The organism is uncultured Streptococcus sp. (assembly GCF_963516575.1).
Taxonomy (GTDB): domain Bacteria; phylum Bacillota; class Bacilli; order Lactobacillales; family Streptococcaceae; genus Streptococcus.
On record NZ_CAUQCP010000004.1, the window covers coordinates 42,536 to 62,691 of the forward strand.

A 20,156-nucleotide genomic window follows, 5' to 3' on the forward strand; every position below is an offset into this window, starting at 1 on the left:
AACACGGCTGAATGCCGTGTTTTAAAGAATAGGAGAGATAATGTTAAAAGACGTTACAATAAATAATCTATTTGGTCAAGAGCAAATAGATATTGACTTTTCTAAACGATCAGTAATTATTACTGGAGACAATGGTAATGGTAAAACTACGATTTTAAATATAATCTATAATGTATTAGTAGGTAATTATCATACACTAATAAAAATGAATTTTGAGCAGATTAATATTATTTTTCAATCTGAATTTAAATTTATGAATGAAATAAAGATTGAACTCAAAAAAAGTGATATCTTAAAACAACTAACAATCAGCTACAGACTTAAAAGTAAAATTTTAAAAATTGAAATTACTTCAAATATATACAATAACATAATTGTAAATAGCATTGACTTCAATAATAAAATACTATACAAAGAAGATAAAAACGACAATTTATTTTATTTTTATGATGATAAAAGCACCATTATAGAGTTATTGGAAGCAATTAATGAAAATGAATTTAAGTCCAATATTAAAAAAATAAATGAATCTTTACTATACTTCCCAACATATAGACGTATAGATTTGGACATTGAGTCATATTTTTCAAATTTATATGATGATTCAATGATGAGTTATTTCAAGAGGGAGGGACTTCGTAAGTTCACATCATTTGGAACTTTAGATAGGAGGGTAATTGGTATATCTAATACAGATATTGAAGATATACTTAGAGAATACACAAGAAAATTAAATGAAACTTCATCAAATAATCTTGATATTCTGTTAAGAAATTTTGCCAAGAATAGCATATTAGGTATGAACGAGGATGCTCTTAAAATTCAATTATCTGAACTATCGATGCAAACAAAAATTTTGGAACAGTTGACAAGTATTAATGATAGTTTAAGTTTAGAAATTTCTAATGAACAGCTAGTAGAAATATCAGAACAATTTGAAGAAAAATTAAAATTTATTAATAAAATCAAGAAAAATAAACCTAAAGACCATGATGAACTGAATAAAGTTATAGAACTTTTTATGTCACTACCTATGATGCAAGTTTTTCAAAAATTACAAGAATCTTACCAGTCATTCAATGATAAAATGGCTTTGGAGTTAGAAAACTATAAATATATTCAAGAAAATCTATTGGATTTTTCAGGTAATAAATTAAAGTTGAATCGAACAGAATTAAATGAATTTTACTTTTTTAAAGAAGGGGCAGGTATTGATAAGTTTAATGATTTTTCTACTGGTGAAAAACAATTAATAACTTTTTTAGTATACTCAGCGATTGAACTTCCGAAAAATACCCCTTCATTGATTATAATTGATGAACCTGAATTGTCACTTCATGTTAAATGGCAAAATAAACTCTTAAAAAATCTTTTAAAGAAAGATAATATTAAAATTTTATCAGCGACTCACTCTCCGTACATACTTAATAAACAAGAAGTAGATTCTATGATTGTAAGAAAGCAGGAAGCAAATGAGCGTTAAAACAATCAAAATTGGTAGTGCCATCCCTGAAACTTTAGAAATTGATGATATCGCAGAAGAAATTTTTGATCTCCCAAAGCCAGGAAAAATTTTAATTGTTGAGGGAGAGACAGATGTAATCGTACTTGAAAATTATCTAGATTTGAAGAAAATTTCTATAAATTTCTTGATTCGTACAGCAAGTATGGTAGATGATGAGCATCGTTCTGGAAAAGATGTTGCTTTGGAATATTACGATAAACATAAAGATGATCGAGAAATTGTATTACTTTTAGATAGGGATTATGATTTTATATGCTCAACAGAGAGAAATGATGAAAGAATAATCTATTACGATTACTACTCTCTTGAAAATTATTTTTTTGAAGAAGTGGTTATGAAATATTCATTAATGTCAAATGGAGTTCCAAAGTCACAAAGGGATAAAATCCTTGATTTTATGAATAGTGATAAACAAGAAATATTAAATCCTTTGATAGAATGTTCTAAATTACGTATTTTCAGAAAATATCATAAAGATAAAAAAACATCATTTCAGCTAAACGATGAAAAAATAGTAGAATTTGCAGATTTCATAAAAAACATAGATATAAAAGGGTGCATTCATGGTCAAAACCCTAATCTGACTGGTTCTAGTTTTGAAGATAGATTACAAATATATATAAATCAATCTCTAGATGATATTGAACCTGAACTATATCAACAAATTCAAAATTTTCTTACTCGTATTGAAATTCCATATCCTAATACACTAATAGAGTACTTTAAAAACTTTTTTAACGGTAAAGATTCTTTAAAATTTATTGTAGAGTTACTATTGAATGAGAACTTGCTTAGTTCGCGTATTGGTCGTATATCGTCCAAAGAAACTTTAGGGAGCTATATTTTTAACTCAAATTTATACCAAGCTAAAATTCAAACCGTTATAAATCGTTTTTCAACATAGTTTTAATTGTAACTATAAAATGATAATGTATAGAAAGCAGGTTACTACATGACAAATTCTGTAAGTTCGAACCGCTCTGAGAAGTACAACATTGCAGCTTTCTTCTCAGGTGTTGGGGGAATTGAGTTGGGATTTGAACAGACCAACGAGTTCAGAGTGGTGTATGCCAATGAATTTGATAAGTATGCGCGTCAGACTTATCAATTAAACCATCCAGATACCTATTTGGATGGTCGTGATATTCACGATGTTCAGCCAGAGGACATTCCAGCTGAGCGCGTGGATGTGATTATGGGAGGTTTCCCTTGTCAGGCCTTTAGCATTGCGGGTTATCGCAAGGGATTTGATGATGATCGTGGCGATCTTTTCTTCGAATTGCTTCGCATGATTGAGGGATGCAAACCTCGCGCTATTTTCATCGAAAATGTCAAGAACATGGTAGGTCATGATCATGGTAATACCTTCAAGGTTATTCGTGAAGCTTTGACCGAGAACAACTATTTTATCAAGTGGAAGGTTCTTAACGGAAAAGACTATGGAAATATCCCACAAAACCGTGAGAGGATTTATATAGTTGGTTTTGATACCAAAGAAGCTTATGACTTGTTTGAATTTCCAGAGGAAATCAAGCTCACGACTTCTCTTCAGGACGTCATTAACTTTGGAGACAAGCTTGATGAAGTCTACTACTACCGTGAAGGCAAGCAAAACTTCTACGACCAGTTGAAGTTTGAAGTGACTAGTCAAGATACGGTTTACCAATGGCGTCGCCAGTATGTCCGTGAAAATAAAAACGGTGTTGTCCCTACCTTGACAGCCAATATGGGAACAGGTGGACACAACGTCCCTCTGATTCTGACAGACAGTGGTAAGATTCGGAAGCTAACTCCTAAAGAAACTTTTAATGTTCAAGGTTATCCTAAATCCTTTAAAATCCCAGAAGGCGTTTCTAACGGTCAGCTATACAAACAGGCTGGAAATAGCGTAGTCGTTCCCGTGATTAAACGCATCGCGGAAAATGTTGCTAAGGCCTTAAATGAGAGCCGAGGACAATCTCAACTTGAACGTTCAGGAAAAATTGCCATTATCTACACCAAGATGAATGGACAATTTGAAGGGCAATCCTATGTCAAGGACTTTGTAGATAGCTATGACCAAGCTCTTGAAAAAATCAAGTCTTATGACGATGGTCTAGCCCTTCTATCAGATGAAGATTATTTAAAATTGGTAAAAAAACGAGGAAATCTCGAATTTTACAGTATTAATTAACGAATATATAAGAGGGTTAGTGAAAAACTAATCTTCTTTTGATATACTGAAAATAGAAAAGAGGGTGCTTATGTGGGAACATCTAAAGTCTGAACAAAAAGACAAATACAAAACTTTAATTACCAACTTCGCTAGTTTGAGCCAAGCTTTCTCTCAAAAGGCAGAATCAGAAGATGAGGGACAAACAGAGAATTATGTTGCTCCAATTGTTAATTCTAAATTTCAAGAGACTGTTTTTCAAAAAGCATTTAATGCCGTTGGGGAAGATATTGCCAATACTTCCTATGATGCCTCTGTCGTTGTGGATGAAAATCATAAATACCTAGTGGGTATCAAGTCTTTTGGAATCAATTCTGGAGACCAAAAAATTGCCCAGTTTAAGAAAGACTCACAAGATTGGACGGAATTGTTGGGTGATATCAAATTCCATGCAGATATCTCAGCAGATAAAGAAACAGCAGACAAGAAAAACTATCAGCGCTATGAAGAGTTGGCACGAAAGATTGCGACTTTGAGGAATCAGAGAATCGAATCTTCCAAGGCGCAAATCAAGGGATTCAACTCTGACTCGGTCAATGTTGAAGCTGTTTACCACGTTTTGATGCCGACACCAAAGGGAGAAAATCCTAAGATTTTTGTTGGCGAGACGACTTATTTGCCAGTCGATATTGATAATCTGGTCATTGAAGGATCAACTACCAAAAACAATCCAACCAATTTTCGATTTACGGATGGGCAACACCACTACAAGTACACGGCAGCTGACAGTCAGCTCCACATGACTTTTAATAATAAAGACATTGTAGTAGATACTTGGGATGTCCATTATATTGAAGATCCTTTTTCTCTCTTTGAAAATCTTCATTTACTGACAGCTGAAAAGGATAAAACTGATATTTTAGAGACAGTATCTTGGGCTATCACAGATAAACATGGAAATGTGGAAGAAAACTCAGGTTTCAATGCCTTTAACGGCGGTTCAAAATTAGCAAAAAAAGATCGCTTACCACGGATTTTTAAGATTCAGGATAAATTTAAGGACTTTCTGGCTCCAGAAGAACTAGCTTTTGTGACTTTCTCCTTAGAAGAAATCCTCTTGAAAAAGTGGACTAGCAAGGAAGAAAAAACTCAGATGAAGGCGATTCGTGAAGATTTGATTAACTTTGTTTATGAGACTGGCAATGAAAAGCTCATTAAAGAAATTGAGCAGTTAGTGTATCGTCCAGTTAGTGAAGTTTACATTCCTCTGCCTGACTCTAAGAACTTCCATGATGAAAGACCAGATTTCTTTGGTTCTGGATTTGGGACTTTTGAACCTCGAACTAAAAAATTAGCTCTATCTAAGGAAGAAAGAACTTTTAAACTACGCTTTTTATCTTCTGGTGATGTTATTAACGCCTATATAAATCAAGAAGCTGGTAAGGCTATTCAGTCTACCGATAAGCAAGAAATCCTCGGGAATTGGATTTTACGTGGTGTTTTCCAGTTGAAAGAACGAGAAGTCTTGACAGGTCAACGACTCAATGAACTGGAAATCAACGGTATTCGTTTGACTAAGTTTAAAAATGGGGAAATCGGTATTGAATTCATCTGGATTGATACAGAAAACCCACCTCACGATGCCATCGGCTGGGTAGCAAAGAAATAAAAAGTCCTGTCACTTTCTCCCCCTTAACCTTTGACTATTCTACAAAATTATCGTAAAATAAAGAGTAAATGATAAAATGAGGTCAGAGTCTGTTCGCTCTGGCGATAGTAGTATAAATGAGGAGAAACGCTTTGGAATTAGAAGTATTTGCTGGGCAAGAAAAAAGTGAACTATCTATGATTGAGGTAGCGCGTGCTATCTTGGAACTTCGTGGTCGCGATCACGAGATGCATTTTAGCGATCTTGTAAACGAAATTCAAAACTACCTTGGAACATCAAATAGCGATATCCGCGAAGCTTTGCCTTTGTTCTACACAGAGTTGAACTTTGACGGTAGCTTCATCTCTCTTGGGGACAACAAATGGGGTCTTCGTTCATGGTATGGTGTGGACGAAATCGACGAAGAAATCATTGCTCTTGAAGAAAATGACGACGATGAAGTAGCACCAAAAGCTAAGAAAAAACGTGTCAATGCCTTTATGGATGGTGATTCAGATGCGATTGACTACAATGCAGATGATCCAGAAGACGAAGATGCATACGAAGCAGATCCAGCTCTTTCATATGATGATGAAAATCCAGATGATGAGAAAAATGAAGTGGAAGCTTACGATGCAGAAATCAACGAGATTGCTCCAGATGACTTGGGTGAAGACGTGGATCTCAACGAAGAAGATGACGAGTTTTCAGAAGATGATGCTGAAAACATCGAGGAATAAGAGTTAGCTATTGACAATTATCCTATTTTTAGGTATCATATTGTTCGGGCACCTCTTTTAGAGGTCGGAGCTCCCTAGTTCTTAGGGAGCTATTTTTGTTTTTTCAAGAAGTTATCTTCTTGTATTTTAGTTGTGAATCTGGTGCAGTCGTCCCAGATTATTCTTATTAGTAGGGTCTTGTTTTCTATGTCCCTTAGTAGTTGACAAGACTTTGAGCATTTTAGAAAGAGGAATCTATGTCTACGAAATATATTTTTGTAACTGGTGGTGTGGTATCGTCTATTGGGAAAGGGATTGTCGCAGCAAGTCTAGGCCGTCTCTTGAAAAATCGTGGTCTCAAAGTAACCATTCAAAAGTTTGACCCTTATATCAATATCGATCCGGGAACTATGAGTCCTTACCAGCACGGGGAAGTTTTTGTGACAGATGACGGAGCTGAGACAGATTTGGACTTGGGTCACTATGAACGTTTCATCGATATCAATCTTAACAAATATTCCAACGTGACAACTGGTAAAATTTACAGTGAAGTTCTTCGTAAGGAACGCCGTGGAGAATACCTTGGGGCAACTGTTCAGGTTATTCCTCATATCACAGATGCTTTGAAAGAAAAAATCAAGCGTGCTGCTGTAACGACTGACTCTGATGTCATTATCACAGAGGTTGGTGGAACAGTAGGAGATATCGAGTCCTTGCCATTCTTAGAGGCCCTTCGTCAGATGAAGGCAGATGTAGGGGCGGATAATGTTATGTACATCCATACAACCTTGCTTCCTTACCTCAAGGCTGCTGGTGAAATGAAGACCAAACCAACTCAACACTCTGTAAAAGAATTGCGTGGATTGGGAATCCAGCCAAATATGTTGGTTATTCGTACAGAAGAGCCAGCTGGTCAAGGAATTAAAAACAAACTAGCACAGTTCTGTGATGTGGCACCAGAAGCTGTCATCGAATCATTGGATGTTGAACATCTTTACCAAATTCCATTGAACTTGCAGGCACAAGGTATGGACCAAATTGTCTGTGACCATTTGAAACTAGACGCACCAGTAGCAGATATGACAGAATGGTCAGCCATGGTGGACAAGGTCATGAACCTTAAGAAACAAGTCAAGATTTCCCTTGTCGGTAAGTATGTGGAGTTGCAAGATGCCTACATTTCTGTAGTTGAAGCCTTGAAACACTCTGGTTATGCCAATGACGCAGAAGTTAAAATTAATTGGATCAATGCCAATGATGTGACAGCAGAGAATGTGGCAGAGCTCTTGTCTGATGCGGACGGAATCATCGTGCCAGGTGGTTTCGGTCAACGTGGTACGGAAGGGAAAATTCAAGCTATCCGCTATGCGCGTGAAAATGATGTTCCAATGTTGGGTGTCTGCTTGGGAATGCAGTTAACTTGTATCGAATTTGCTCGTCACGTTTTAGGACTCGAAGGTGCCAATTCTGCAGAGCTTGCACCAGAAACAAAATACCCTATCATTGATATCATGCGTGATCAGATTGACGTTGAGGATATGGGGGGAACCCTTCGCTTGGGGCTTTATCCGTCTAAACTAAAACGTGGATCTAAGGCAGCGGCTGCTTATCACAATCAAGAAGTGGTGCAACGCCGTCACCGTCACCGTTATGAATTTAACAACGCCTTCCGTGAGCAGTTTGAGGCAGCAGGCTTTGTCTTCTCAGGAGTTTCTCCAGACAATCGTTTGGTCGAAATCGTGGAAATTCCTGAAAATAAATTCTTTGTAGCGTGTCAGTATCACCCTGAACTGTCAAGCCGTCCAAATCGCCCAGAAGAACTCTACACTGCCTTTATTACTGCAGCGGTTGAGAACAGCAATTAGCAAAATCAGAACCTTTGAGAAGAATCTCAGAGGTTTTTTACTTGCATATTTAGGATATGAGTTGCAAAATAAAAACATAGTGATATAATTAACATAAAAAATCCTAAGGAGGATCTACGATGAAAAAAATCACATTATTTGGTTTGTCTCTAGCTGGTCTAGCTTTACTGGCTTTTCCTCATTCAGGGCAGGCATTTGAGCTTAAAGAAGAATGGGTTGTTAAGTGTGGAGTACAGTATCAAGATGGCAAGATTCTTCGGTTTAATAATGGTCATGAAGTGGATATCAAAGTCTTGGATTTGCCAAAAACAGAGAAAATCGAGTGGAATGTTAGTCTCAATGGTCAAGATCAGACTGTCAATTTCCTAGGTCAAGAAAAGGACAAGTCTATGATGGGTGTAGAGGGGCGTTACCTGAATTTCTATGTTCCATATGGCTATAGAGGAGATATCAAGGTCGAGGCTAAGAGCGGAAACGAAGTGAAGACCTGGTCAACGAAAGTTGTGGATGATATTTATAATGATAGTGGAAAGAGAGGCTACTATCGTATTGAAGAATCAAATGATCAATACACCTACCTCGATGCCAAATGGGATTATCAAACAAAGACTTACACTGCTACCTTACCAGAGACTGTCAATGATCAAAAAGTCTTTGCTTGGGCAGACTATGACAATGGCGAGCTGAAGCTTGAAAAACTAAAATCTATCAGTCATAAATATGATGGAGGATCTTTCAAAGAACTTTATCCGATTGTAAAAGCAGAAAGTTGGCTAAAATCAAACCAAAACTGGTACTATCAAAAACAAGGTCAATTAGTACAGAATGCTTGGGTTAAAGACAAGGGAACTTGGTACTTTATGAATGATAAAGGAGTCATGTTCAATCAAACTTGGCTCTATCAAGGTGGCAACTGGTATGCCTTTAAATCATCAGGAGCTATGATTGCTAGTGATTGGCTTTACGACCAAGGCAAGTGGTACTATTTATCAACTTCAGGAGCTATGAAAGCAAGCGCTTGGGTTTATGACAAGGGAGACTGGTATTATGTAAGTTCTTCTGGTGCCATGCAAGCGAATGATTGGGTCAAAGATAATGGCAAGTGGTATTATCTAGCTTCATCAGGTAAGATGCTTCGCAATACCTACACACCTGATGGTTACTACGTTGACAACTCAGGTGCCTGGCGATAAGAATAATATTCTTCGAAAATCTCTTCAAACCACGTCAGCTTCATCCACAACCTCAAAACAGTGTTTTGAGCTGACTTCGTCAGTTCTATCCACAACCTCAAAACGCTGTTTTGAGCAGCCTGCGGCTAGCTTCCTAGTTTGCGCTTTGATTTTCATTGAGTATAAGAAGTCCTTTTCCTTCAAGGAAGAGGCTTTTTACTTGCTTTTCTGCTGCTTCCTCATTTGTCCTAAAGCCTTTTTTGTGTTAAAATGAATGGTATGAAAGCTAAAAAAATGTGGATGGCAGGTCTGGCTCTGCTTGGTATTGGGAGCCTTGCCCTTGCTACGAAAAAAGTTGCAGATGACCGCAAGCTCATGAAGACTCAGGAAGAGTTGGCAGAGATTGTGCGAGACCATTTTTCAGACATGGGGGAAATCGCGGCCCTCTATGTTCAAGTCTATGAAAGCAGTCTAGAGAGCTTGGTTGGTGGCGTCATTTTTGAGGATGGCCGTCATTATACCTTTGTCTATGAAAATGAGGACCTGGTCTATGAGGAGGAAGTCTTATGATACAACCAGCAAGTTTAGAAGAATTGGCATCTTTAGTAGAAAAAGATGGCAAGAAAGTCTTTCTTTTTGTGGCGGACTGGTGTGGCGATTGTCGTTATATCTATCCTGCCTTGCCAGAAATTGAGGAGACCAATCCAGAGTTCACCTTTATTCGAGTGGACCGAGACCAGTATATGGATTTGGCCAAACTCTGGGATGTATATGGAATCCCTAGCCTTGTTGTTCTAGAAAAAGACAAGGAAATTGGTCGTTTTGTTAATCGCGATCGTAAAAGTAAGCAACAAATTAACGACTTTTTAGCAGGACTGAAATAGGAGAAAAGAGAAACAATGATTTTTACATATAACAAAGAACATGTCGGTGATGTCCTTATGGTCATCGTGAAAAACAGTGGAGATGCCAAACTGGATGTGGAGCGCAAAGGCAAGGTAGCTCGTGTTTTCCTCAAAGACAATGGGGAAACAGTGGCGTGGAATGTTTTCGAAGTTTCAAGTTTGTTTGAAATTGCAGAGCGTGGTCAAGTTTTTTTATCAGATGAGCAAGTATCTCGTTTGAACCAAGAATTACAGGCGGAAGGCTTTACAGAAGAAATTGTAAATGATAAGGAACCTAAGTTTGTTGTTGGTGAAATTGTCGAGATGGTAGCTCATCCAGATAGTGACCACCTCAACATCTGCCAAGTTGCAGTTGCAAGTGACAAGACAGTGCAAATTGTTGCAGGGGCTCCCAATGCGCGTGTGGGTCTGAAAACTATTGTCGCCCTTCCTGGAGCTATGATGCCCAAAGGCAATCTTATTTTCCCAGGTGAACTTCGTGGTGAAAAGAGTTTTGGTATGATGTGTAGCCCTCGTGAACTTGCCTTGCCAAATGCTCCGCAAAAACGTGGTATTATTGAATTATCAGAAGACCAAGTTGTCGGAACACCATTCGACCCAGCGAAGCACTGGACTGCCTAGGAAGCTGTCAGTATCTGATAGACCAGCTAGAAGGAAATAAGATGGCAAAAAATGTAGTGATTACAGGGGCGACATCAGGAATTGGTGAAGCGATTGCGCGTGCTTATCTGGAGCAGGGTGAGAATGTCGTTCTAACAGGACGACGGACAGACAGACTAGAAGCCCTTAAGTCGGAGTTTGCAGAAACTTTTCCAAATCAAACCGTCTGGACCTTTCCACTGGATGTGACGGATATGACTATGGTGAAGACTGTCTGCTCCGATATTCTAGAAACGATAGGGCAGATTGACATCTTGGTCAACAACGCCGGACTGGCTCTAGGTTTAGCACCTTATCAGGACTATGAAGAGTTGGATATGCTGACCATGTTGGATACCAATGTCAAAGGTTTGATGGCAGTCACTCGCTATTTCTTGCCAGCAATGGTAAAAGCCAATCAAGGACATATCATCAATATGGGCTCAACCGCAGGAATCTACGCCTATGCTGGTGCCGCTGTTTACTCAGCTACCAAGGCAGCAGTTAAGACCTTTTCAGATGGTCTGCGAATTGATACCATCGCAACGGATATCAAGGTGACGACCATTCAGCCTGGAATTGTTGAAACAGATTTTTCTACAGTGCGTTTTCATGGTGACAAAGAGCGGGCTGCGACGGTTTATCAAGGAATCGAAGCCTTGCAAGCTCAGGATATTGCAGACACAGTAGTCTATGTGACCAGTCAACCTCGTCGTGTACAGATTACAGATATGACCATTATGGCCAATCAACAGGCGACAGGTTTCATGGTTCATAAAAACTAAAAAATTTTCTCGAAAAGTTACAAATTTCTGTAACTTTTTTTGATTTCCTACGAATAGATAAGTAGGAGGAAAAAATATGTATAATAAAGTTATCTTAATTGGACGTTTAACGTCTACACCAGAATTGCACAAAACCAACAATGACAAGTCAGTAGCGCGAGCAACTATCGCTGTGAATCGTCGATATAAAGACCAAAACGGGGAACGCGAAGCCGATTTTGTTAATATGGTCCTATGGGGCAGACTAGCAGAAACATTGGCAAGCTACGCAACCAAAGGTAGTCTCATTTCCGTTGATGGAGAACTTCGTACCCGTCGTTTTGAGAAAAATGGTCAAATGAATTATGTGACCGAAGTACTTGTTACAGGATTCCAACTCTTGGAAAGTCGTGCCCAACGTGCCATGCGTGAAAATAATGCAGGACAAGATCTGGCGGATTTGGTTTTGGAAGAGGAAGAATTGCCATTTTAAAAATTGAAAAGTCTGAGTTGGTCTCAGGCTTTTTATCTTGAGAAAGTCAGACTTTTTTCTTGACTATTTCTGACCAAGTGATACAATAGAACTATGAATTAGCACTCGAATATAAAGAGTGCTAATAATATCTATCTCATTATGGAGGAAATCAGATGTTGAAACCATTAGGAGACCGTGTGGTCTTGAAAATCGAAGAAAAAGAACAAACTGTTGGAGGTTTTGTCCTCGCAGGTTCAGCTCAAGAAAAAACCAAAACAGCCCAAGTTGTGGCTACTGGACAAGGTGTTCGTACCTTGAACGGTGACTTGGTGGCTCCAAGTGTCAATGTTGGAGATCGTGTCTTAGTTGAAGCTCACGCAGGTCTTGATGTCAAAGATGGCGATGAAAAGTACATCATCGTAGGCGAAGCTAACATCTTGGCAATCATTGAAGAATAGAAGGAGAAAGTAAGTATGTCAAAAGAAATTAAATTTTCATCAGATGCCCGTTCAGCTATGGTCCGTGGTGTCGATATCCTTGCAGACACTGTTAAAGTAACCTTGGGACCAAAAGGCCGCAATGTTGTTCTTGAAAAATCATTCGGTTCACCACTCATCACCAATGACGGTGTAACTATTGCCAAAGAAATCGAATTGGAAGACCATTTTGAAAATATGGGTGCCAAATTGGTATCAGAAGTAGCTTCAAAAACCAATGATATTGCAGGTGATGGGACTACAACTGCAACTGTTTTGACCCAAGCAATCGTCCGTGAAGGAATCAAAAACGTCACAGCAGGTGCAAATCCAATCGGTATTCGTCGTGGGATTGAAACGGCAGTTGCCGCAGCAGTTGAAGCTTTGAAAAACAACGCCATCCCTGTTGCTAATAAAGAAGCTATCGCTCAAGTTGCTGCCGTATCTTCTCGTTCTGAAAAAGTCGGTGAGTACATCTCTGAAGCCATGGAAAAAGTTGGTAAAGACGGTGTTATCACAATTGAAGAGTCACGTGGTATGGAAACAGAACTTGAAGTTGTTGAAGGAATGCAGTTCGACCGTGGTTATCTTTCACAGTACATGGTGACAGATAGCGAAAAAATGGTAGCTGACCTTGAAAATCCATACATTTTGATTACTGATAAGAAGATTTCAAATATCCAAGAAATCTTACCACTCCTAGAAAGTATTCTCCAAAGCAATCGTCCACTCTTGATTATTGCGGATGATGTAGATGGCGAAGCTCTTCCAACTCTTGTTTTGAACAAGATTCGTGGAACCTTCAACGTAGTAGCAGTTAAGGCACCTGGATTTGGTGACCGTCGTAAAGCAATGCTTGAAGATATCGCCATCTTAACAGGCGGAACAGTTATCACAGAAGACCTAGGTCTTGAGTTGAAAGATGCTACAATTGAAGCACTTGGCCAAGCAGTGAGAGTAACTGTTGACAAAGATAGCACTGTTATCGTAGAAGGTGCTGGAAATCCTGAAGCGATTTCTCACCGTGTTGCAGTTATCAAGTCTCAAATCGAAACCACAACTTCTGAATTTGACCGTGAAAAATTGCAAGAACGCTTGGCGAAATTGTCAGGTGGTGTAGCGGTTATTAAGGTCGGAGCCGCAACTGAAACTGAGTTAAAAGAAATGAAACTCCGCATCGAAGATGCCCTCAACGCTACTCGTGCAGCTGTTGAAGAAGGAATCGTTGCAGGTGGTGGAACAGCCCTTGTAAATGTTATCCCAGCCGTGGCTAATTTGGAATTGGCAGGTGATGAAGCAACAGGACGTAATATTGTTCTCCGTGCCTTGGAAGAACCTGTTCGTCAAATTGCCCACAATGCAGGATTCGAAGGATCAATCGTTATCGATCGTTTGAAAAATGCTGAGCTTGGCACAGGCTTCAATGCAGCAACTGGCGAGTGGGTTAATATGATTGATAAAGGTATCATCGACCCAGTTAAAGTGAGCCGTTCAGCCCTTCAAAATGCAGCATCTGTAGCCAGCTTGATTTTGACAACAGAAGCAGTTGTAGCTAACAAACCAGAACCAGTAGCCCCAGCTCCAGCCATGGATCCAAGCATGATGGGCGGCATGATGTAAAAGCAACTTATAAAAAATACAAAAGGAGGGATGCGTATTCCCTCCTTTTATGATTTTCTATTTTAAATAGATTTGAGCTCTCCTAACTTATATGATAAAATAAGACTAGAAAAAGGAGAAAAACATGATCGATGTAGAAGAAATTCTGAGCAAGATGAACCCCAATCAGAAGATTAATTATGACCGTGTCATGCAGAAGATGGTACAAGTATGGGAGAAAAATGAGCAACGGCCAACTATTCTCATGCATGTTTGCTGTGCCCCTTGCAGTACCTATACCCTAGAATATTTGACCAAGTATGCAGATGTGACTATCTATTTTGCCAATTCTAATATCCATCCCAAGGCAGAATACCATAAGCGTGCCTATGTGACTAAAAAGTTTGTCAGTGATTTCAATGAGCGAACTGGCAATAACGTTCAATACCTAGAAGCTCCCTACGAACCAAATGAATATCGTAAGTTAGTCCGAGGACTGGAAGAAGAGCCAGAAGGTGGCGACCGTTGCAAGGTTTGCTTTGACTACCGCCTGGATAAGACAGCTCAAGTGGCTATGGACTTGGGCTTTGACTACTTTGGCTCAGCCTTGACCATCAGTCCTCATAAGAATTCTCAAACCATTAACAGCATCGGAATCGATGTGCAAAAAATTTATACCACTCACTATCTTCCCAGTGATTTCAAGAAAAATCAAGGCTACAAACGTTCAGTGGAGATGTGTGAAGAGTATGACATCTACCGTCAATGTTATTGTGGATGCGTCTATGCAGCCCAGGCTCAGAATATTGATTTGGTTCAGGTTAAGAAGGATGCCACGGCTTTCTTACTGGATAAGGATGTTGAAAAAGACTATTCCCACATCAAATTTACTGTTACAAAATTAGATATATAAATGAAAACTTGCCTCAAGGTAGGTTTTTTGCTAGTAGAAAAGCGATAGACAGAAATTGTTGGACCAATCTTTGAATTTCTAGTCCAAAGCTTGTGAGTCTTCAACAAGCCTTGGACTCTTAAAAAAATGCAGTTTTGCTCAAAAGAGCTTTTTAAATTAAAACGAGCAATTATCAGTTCAAATCTGTTTCAAAAGAAGAACGGATAAATTAATAGATGCTTTGTTTTTGAGTTAGGAAGTTAAGCATGCTAAACTGAGTCGTAGGAATAAATTTCTTTATAGAAATGTGTTACAACTCTGCTATAACGGAATATTCCTTTTTTGCATTTATACAACTTATTTAATACTATCTTTATTCTTGTGATATAATGTCAAATTATAGAGTGGAGGTCGTTTAAAATGATTGATAAAGTAATTGAACAATATAAAAGTCATGATAATCTTGATATTCGAGTAGAATTGCATAAGAAGTATTCAAAAAATAAATTGGGATTTAATAATTGGATATTTTCTAACTACCAAATCGCTGATGGAGTAAAGGCTCTAGAATTGGGATGTGGTACAGGAGAACTGTGGAAAAGTAATAGTGATTCTATAGATAAAATGAAACAGTTGATTGTTACAGATTTTTCTAAAGATATGGTAAAATCAACGAAGTCAGTTATTGGAAATAGAGACAATGTCAACTATGAGATAATGGATATTCAAAAGATTTCTTTTGAGAATGAAACTTTTGATATTGTTATTGCTAATATGCTTCTACATCATGTAAATGATATTCCTAAAGCTCTTTCTGAGGTCGATAGAGTCTTAAAAACAGGAGGTGTTTTTTACTGTGCTACATTTGGTGAAAATGGAGTTGTAAATTATTTGGCAAATTTATTTAAAGATGAGGTTAATCAAGATTTAGAAAATAAAAGGTTTACTTTACAAAATGGTAAAAGGTACCTGAGTAGGTATTTTAACTCTGTCGATACATTACTCTATGATGATGAGTTACAGGTAACTAGTATAGATGACCTAGTTAAATACATCCAATCGTTTAAAGGAATTTCAGAAATAGGTTCACTAGAAGAGGAAATAATACGTAAAAGATTGGAAAGTGAGTTTAATAATGGTATGTTAATCATTCCTAAAGAATATGGTATGTTTATCGCTCGAAAAGAAAGTTAAGGGAATGAAAGTGTGAAAAATTACGGAGAAGCTTTTCGATATTTTAGAAAATTAAACGGATATTCTTTAGAGTATGCTGCAGCTTATTCTATATCAAAATCTCAACTTTCTAGATTTGAAAGGGGAGAAAATGAAATTTCTCTTTCAACATTTTTTGAATTATTATCAAATATCAATGTTTCGATAGAGAATTTTTGTAATCATCTAGAACATTATAAAAGATCGGAGCGTGATGATTTTTTGGTTAATTTATCTCCAAATTTTTATAGTTTGAATACTAAAGGATTGGAGGAAATAAAAAATGAGCAACAAAAACTTTTTGAGAAGAGTGGGGAAAAAACTTATAAAATAAATACAATAATGGTTCAGGGATTATTAAATCAGATAGATTGTAATCATGTAGTTAGTAGAGATGATCTAAATTTAGTATATGACTATTTATTCCAGAAGGAACGATGGGAGTCCTATGAGATAACACTGATTGGTAATTTATATCATCTTTTTGAAATAGATTATATTTACAGAGTTGGAAAAGAAATACTAGAGCGTACACATTATTACGAAAAAATCGGTAAGAATAGAAATTTAGTTGTGTCAGCTTGTTTAAATTTTTGGTTCTGTTGCCTTGAAAATTCACATCTAATATATGCAGACTACTTTGAAATGAAATTAAAAAAATTATTAAAAGATGACACAAAAGTTTTTGAAAAATCTACATTCAAATTTGTAGAAGGATATAAAATATATCTGACTGAATCTAAAGAATCTGGAATTAAGCAAATGCAAAATGTTATTAAATATTTTGAGTTTATTGAGTCTAAAAATATTGCTTTATATTTTCAAAAACGATTAAATGAGCTGGTAGATTAAACACCATTTTCTCTGTCGAGATATTGTTTTTAAAATGTTGTGCTAAATGATTGATGCTATGTGGAAATACAAAAAAATTTTTTTGATACGAAGTTGACCTGTATTTTTGATACTAATCATCTTCGTATTTTTTGTATTAAACGATATAAGTTTGTTGTAAACTTACAAGGAACAGAGACATTAAAAAATAACAGTATATCTATTTGTTTTATATATTTTACAAATTCTGCATAAATCTCTTTCTAGTAAGGTGTTGTAACTCTGCTATAATGGATTTATTCCTTTTTTGTTTTTACACAATTTATTTTACACTACCAAAAAACAAGGTCAGGATTTTGTTCCTGACCTTTGACAACTTTACCGATTCTTTAGTTCTACATAGCGCTTGTACCAAATGTTTACATAGGCTTCTGAGAAAGGACCACGTCCATTGTTAATCCAATCAACAAGAATTTTGACATGTTCTTTTAAAATATAGTCCAAGTCATCAGAATAATTCATTTTGCGTTTGTGACGCTCATACTCCTCAACGTCCAAGAGACGTTTTTCTCCATCTGTAAAAATTTTAACATCCAAATCGTAATCAATATACTTCAGTGCTTCTTCATCCAGATAGTAGGGGCTAGCCATATTGCAATAGTAGGAAATTCCGTTATCACGAATCATGGCAATGATATTAAACCAATATTTCTTGTGAAAGTAAACAATAGCCGGTTCTCGAGTGACCCAACGACGACCATCACTTTCGGTAACCAGTGTATGATCGTTGACACCAATAATGGCGTTTTCTGTTGTTTTTAGTACCATGGTGTCCCGCCAAGTTCGGTGGAGACTCCCATCATGCTTATAACTTTGAATTGTAATAAAGTCGCCTTCTTTTGGAAGTTTCATAACTAACCAACTTTCTACAATTTATAAGTTTATCGTTTACTATTGTACCATAAAATTACCTAAAATCTGTGAATTTTACATGAAAATATTAAAGATATTCTCTGAGAGCGCTTGCTATATCCGAAAAATCGTAGCCCTTTCGTGCTAAAACTTGGGTTAAACGCTGTTTAAGTTCGTATCCTTCATATTTGCGAGCATACTTAGCATATTGCTTGTCAAGTTCCTTGAAGATGAGTTCCTGAGTCGTTTCTCCATCAACTTGACTATCCAATTCGTCAAAGGCACTTTTAGCATCAGAGTAAGAGAATCCCTTGTTGGTCAGATTTTGGATTATCTTATCTTGCAAGGCGCGAGATGGAAGCTTTCCCTCATATTTTTTCAATAGTTTATTAGCTACACGTTGAGCAACTTCAGAAAAATCAAATTCTTTCAAGTTCTCTTCTATAGTAGATTTTGAAATTCCTTTTTGTGTTAGTTTCTGAGTCAGAACATAAGGTCCCTTGTCTCCTGAAAGTTGATTGGCATTGATGATAGCATAAGCGTACTGGGCATCATTAATCCACTTATCCTCTTTAAGATTAGCAATGACTTGAGAAACGATGTTTTCATCAATATCGTATTTTTTCAGATATTCTCTGACTTCTTTTTCAGTGCGAGCTTTAAAGGATAGGTGGTAGAGGGCTAGATTCTTACCGTAAGAAAATTTGGCAAAGTCCTGAATCTCTTTCAATTCTTCTTGGCTTATCACCTTATCTCTCGATAACATAAAACGAACAATAGTATCTTCAGTAATGTAGCATTTGTCGCCATTATCAAGCTCCATCAGATAGAGTCTTTTTTTCTTTTCAAGTTTTGTGATTTTCATAGTTCTATTATAACTCAAAATGTGATAAGATAGGGGTATGAATCTGAAAGTGAAACAAAAAATACCATTAAAAATCAAGCGCATGGGAATTAATGGTGAGGGAATCGGCTTTTATCAAAAAACATTAGTCTTTGTGCCTGGTGCTCTCAAAGGAGAAGATATCTATTGTCAGATTACTTCTATTAAACGTAACTTTGTAGAGGCAAAATTACTGAAGGTCAACAAGAAGTCTAAATTCCGTGTTGTGCCAGCATGTACTATTTACAATGAGTGTGGAGGCTGCCAAATCATGCACCTGCATTATGATAAGCAGCTAGAGTTCAAGACGGACTTACTTCATCAAGCGCTGAAAAAATTTGCTCCTGCAGGATATGAAAACTATGAAATCCGTCCAACTATTGGAATGCAGGAACCAAAGTACTACCGTGCTAAGTTACAATTTCAGACTCGAAAATTTAAAAATCAGGTCAAGGCGGGCTTATATGCACAAAACTCTCATTATTTGGTAGAGTTGAAAGACTGCCTGGTACAAGATAAGGAAACTCAAGTGATTGCTAATCGTCTAGCAGAATTACTTACTTATCACCAGATTCCAATCACGGATGAGAGAAAAGTTCTAGGTGTTAGAACGATAATGGTCCGACGAGCAAGAAAGACTGGACAGGTTCAGATTATTATTGTTACAAACCGTCAGCTTAATTTAACCCAACTAGTAAAAGACTTAGTTAAAGATTTTCCAGAAGTTGTGACAGTAGCTGTGAATACAAATACAGCTAAAACCAGTGAAATTTATGGTGAAAAGACAGAGATTATCTGGGGAGAAGAGAGTATTCAAGAAGGTGTACTCGATTATGAATTTTCACTATCTCCTCGAGCTTTCTATCAACTAAATCCTGAACAAACAGAAGTCCTTTATAGCGAGGCAGTAAAAGCGCTGGATGTTAGTAAAGAAGACCATTTGATTGACGCATATTGTGGAGTTGGAACAATTGGTTTTGCCTTTGCAAAGAAAGTAAAAACACTCAGAGGTATGGATATTATTCCAGAAGCTATTGAAGATGCCAAGCGAAATGCTAAAAGAATGGGATTTGACAATACACATTACGAAGCAGGAACAGCGGAAGAGATTATTCCTCGCTGGTATAAGGAAGGCTACCGAGCAGATGCTCTGATCGTAGATCCACCACGTACAGGTCTGGATGATAAGTTATTAGACACTATTCTTACTTATGTACCAGAAAAAATGGTTTATATTTCTTGTAATGTTTCGACCTTGGCTCGTGATTTAGTGAGGTTAGTAGAAGTCTACGATATCCGTTATATTCAGTCGGTCGATATGTTTCCACATACAGCTCGAACTGAGGCTGTTGTAAAATTAATTAAAAAAGATAAAAAAAGTAGTTGACAAAGTTAGAAAAGTGGGTATAATAGTAAGAGTTGAAAATAACAGCTCTGGTCCGTTGGTCAAGGGGTTAAGACACCGCCTTTTCACGGCGGTAACACGG

Annotated in this window: 21 protein-coding genes; 18 read left to right on the plus strand and 3 right to left on the minus strand. The window is 37.3% G+C overall.

Annotation, left to right across the window (positions count from 1 at the left end; genetic code table 11):
- Positions 1-40: 40 nt before the first annotated feature.
- From RWM06_RS01450 to RWM06_RS01480, 7 genes are all read left to right on the plus strand, one after another.
- Positions 41-1,483, plus strand: a complete 1,443-nt coding sequence (locus tag RWM06_RS01450; protein ID WP_313969850.1) for an AAA family ATPase — start codon at positions 41-43, stop codon at positions 1,481-1,483.
- A complete protein-coding gene (locus RWM06_RS01455; protein ID WP_313969851.1) occupies positions 1,473-2,429 on the plus strand; it encodes a hypothetical protein in 957 nt (318 codons plus the stop codon). The genes RWM06_RS01450 and RWM06_RS01455 overlap by 11 nt, the downstream gene beginning before the upstream one ends.
- A 48-nt stretch (positions 2,430-2,477) precedes the next feature.
- On the plus strand, positions 2,478-3,698 hold the full coding sequence (locus RWM06_RS01460; protein ID WP_313969852.1) for a DNA cytosine methyltransferase: 1,221 nt from the start codon (positions 2,478-2,480) through the stop codon (positions 3,696-3,698).
- 70 nt (positions 3,699-3,768) lie between these two features.
- Positions 3,769-5,346, plus strand: coding sequence for a hypothetical protein (locus RWM06_RS01465; RefSeq protein WP_313969853.1), 1,578 nt, complete (start codon positions 3,769-3,771; stop codon positions 5,344-5,346).
- Between the two features lie 131 nt (positions 5,347-5,477).
- On the plus strand, positions 5,478-6,065 hold the full coding sequence (gene rpoE / locus RWM06_RS01470) for a DNA-directed RNA polymerase subunit delta (RefSeq protein WP_000418410.1): 588 nt from the start codon (positions 5,478-5,480) through the stop codon (positions 6,063-6,065).
- Between the two features lie 236 nt (positions 6,066-6,301).
- A complete protein-coding gene (locus tag RWM06_RS01475) occupies positions 6,302-7,909 on the plus strand; it encodes a CTP synthase (protein ID WP_173262067.1) in 1,608 nt (535 codons plus the stop codon).
- A 119-nt stretch (positions 7,910-8,028) separates the two neighbouring features.
- Positions 8,029-9,102 carry an N-acetylmuramoyl-L-alanine amidase family protein gene (locus RWM06_RS01480; RefSeq protein WP_313969854.1) on the plus strand — a complete coding sequence of 358 codons (1,074 nt, stop codon included), beginning with the start codon at positions 8,029-8,031 and terminating at the stop codon, positions 9,100-9,102.
- 24 nt (positions 9,103-9,126) lie between these two features.
- Here RWM06_RS01480 and RWM06_RS01485 read toward each other — a convergent pair whose 3' ends face one another.
- On the minus strand, positions 9,127-9,258 hold the full coding sequence (locus tag RWM06_RS01485; RefSeq protein WP_257960200.1) for a hypothetical protein: 132 nt from the start codon (positions 9,256-9,258) through the stop codon (positions 9,127-9,129).
- A 93-nt stretch (positions 9,259-9,351) separates the two neighbouring features.
- On the opposite strand from RWM06_RS01485, the gene RWM06_RS01490 reads away from it, so the two are divergent.
- From RWM06_RS01490 to RWM06_RS01535, 10 genes are all read left to right on the plus strand, one after another.
- Positions 9,352-9,651 (plus strand): DUF4651 domain-containing protein, encoded by a 300-nt coding sequence (locus RWM06_RS01490; protein ID WP_033676298.1) that lies wholly within the window; start codon positions 9,352-9,354, stop codon positions 9,649-9,651.
- Positions 9,648-9,965, plus strand: a complete 318-nt coding sequence (locus RWM06_RS01495) for a thioredoxin family protein (protein WP_000615777.1) — start codon at positions 9,648-9,650, stop codon at positions 9,963-9,965. The genes RWM06_RS01490 and RWM06_RS01495 overlap by 4 nt, the downstream gene beginning before the upstream one ends.
- A gap of 15 nt (positions 9,966-9,980) precedes the next feature.
- A complete protein-coding gene (ytpR, locus tag RWM06_RS01500) occupies positions 9,981-10,607 on the plus strand; it encodes a YtpR family tRNA-binding protein (protein ID WP_313969855.1) in 627 nt (208 codons plus the stop codon).
- Between the two features lie 41 nt (positions 10,608-10,648).
- Positions 10,649-11,410, plus strand: a complete 762-nt coding sequence (locus tag RWM06_RS01505; RefSeq protein ID WP_313969856.1) for an SDR family NAD(P)-dependent oxidoreductase — start codon at positions 10,649-10,651, stop codon at positions 11,408-11,410.
- 76 nt (positions 11,411-11,486) lie between these two features.
- Entirely contained in the window at positions 11,487-11,882 is a 396-nt protein-coding gene (locus RWM06_RS01510) for a single-stranded DNA-binding protein (protein ID WP_000282442.1), read from the plus strand.
- A gap of 155 nt (positions 11,883-12,037) precedes the next feature.
- The gene (gene groES / locus RWM06_RS01515) at positions 12,038-12,322 is read left to right on the plus strand and encodes a co-chaperone GroES (RefSeq protein ID WP_313969857.1); all 285 of its coding nucleotides are present in this window, start codon (positions 12,038-12,040) and stop codon (positions 12,320-12,322) included.
- Positions 12,323-12,337: 15 nt separating this feature from the next.
- The gene (gene groL, locus RWM06_RS01520) at positions 12,338-13,960 is read left to right on the plus strand and encodes a chaperonin GroEL (RefSeq protein WP_313969858.1); all 1,623 of its coding nucleotides are present in this window, start codon (positions 12,338-12,340) and stop codon (positions 13,958-13,960) included.
- A gap of 124 nt (positions 13,961-14,084) precedes the next feature.
- Positions 14,085-14,852, plus strand: a complete 768-nt coding sequence (locus tag RWM06_RS01525; protein WP_020900987.1) for an epoxyqueuosine reductase QueH — start codon at positions 14,085-14,087, stop codon at positions 14,850-14,852.
- A gap of 399 nt (positions 14,853-15,251) precedes the next feature.
- A complete protein-coding gene (locus RWM06_RS01530) occupies positions 15,252-16,025 on the plus strand; it encodes a class I SAM-dependent methyltransferase (protein ID WP_313969859.1) in 774 nt (257 codons plus the stop codon).
- 12 nt (positions 16,026-16,037) lie between these two features.
- Entirely contained in the window at positions 16,038-16,895 is an 858-nt protein-coding gene (locus RWM06_RS01535) for a helix-turn-helix domain-containing protein (protein ID WP_313969860.1), read from the plus strand.
- Positions 16,896-17,252: 357 nt separating this feature from the next.
- Here RWM06_RS01535 and RWM06_RS01540 read toward each other — a convergent pair whose 3' ends face one another.
- Both RWM06_RS01540 and recX read right to left on the minus strand, forming a co-directional pair.
- Positions 17,253-17,786: a DUF402 domain-containing protein gene (locus RWM06_RS01540; RefSeq protein ID WP_000775316.1), complete on the minus strand. Its 534-nt coding sequence runs from the start codon at positions 17,784-17,786 to the stop codon at positions 17,253-17,255.
- An 88-nt stretch (positions 17,787-17,874) separates the two neighbouring features.
- Complete coding sequence (recX, locus tag RWM06_RS01545; protein ID WP_313969861.1) at positions 17,875-18,651, minus strand: recombination regulator RecX; 777 nt, start codon at positions 18,649-18,651, stop codon at positions 17,875-17,877.
- Positions 18,652-18,688: 37 nt separating this feature from the next.
- Here recX and rlmD point away from each other — a divergent pair, with 37 nt between their 5' ends.
- Entirely contained in the window at positions 18,689-20,056 is a 1,368-nt protein-coding gene (rlmD, locus tag RWM06_RS01550) for a 23S rRNA (uracil(1939)-C(5))-methyltransferase RlmD (protein ID WP_313969862.1), read from the plus strand.
- The last annotated feature ends 100 nt before the right edge of the window (positions 20,057-20,156 follow it).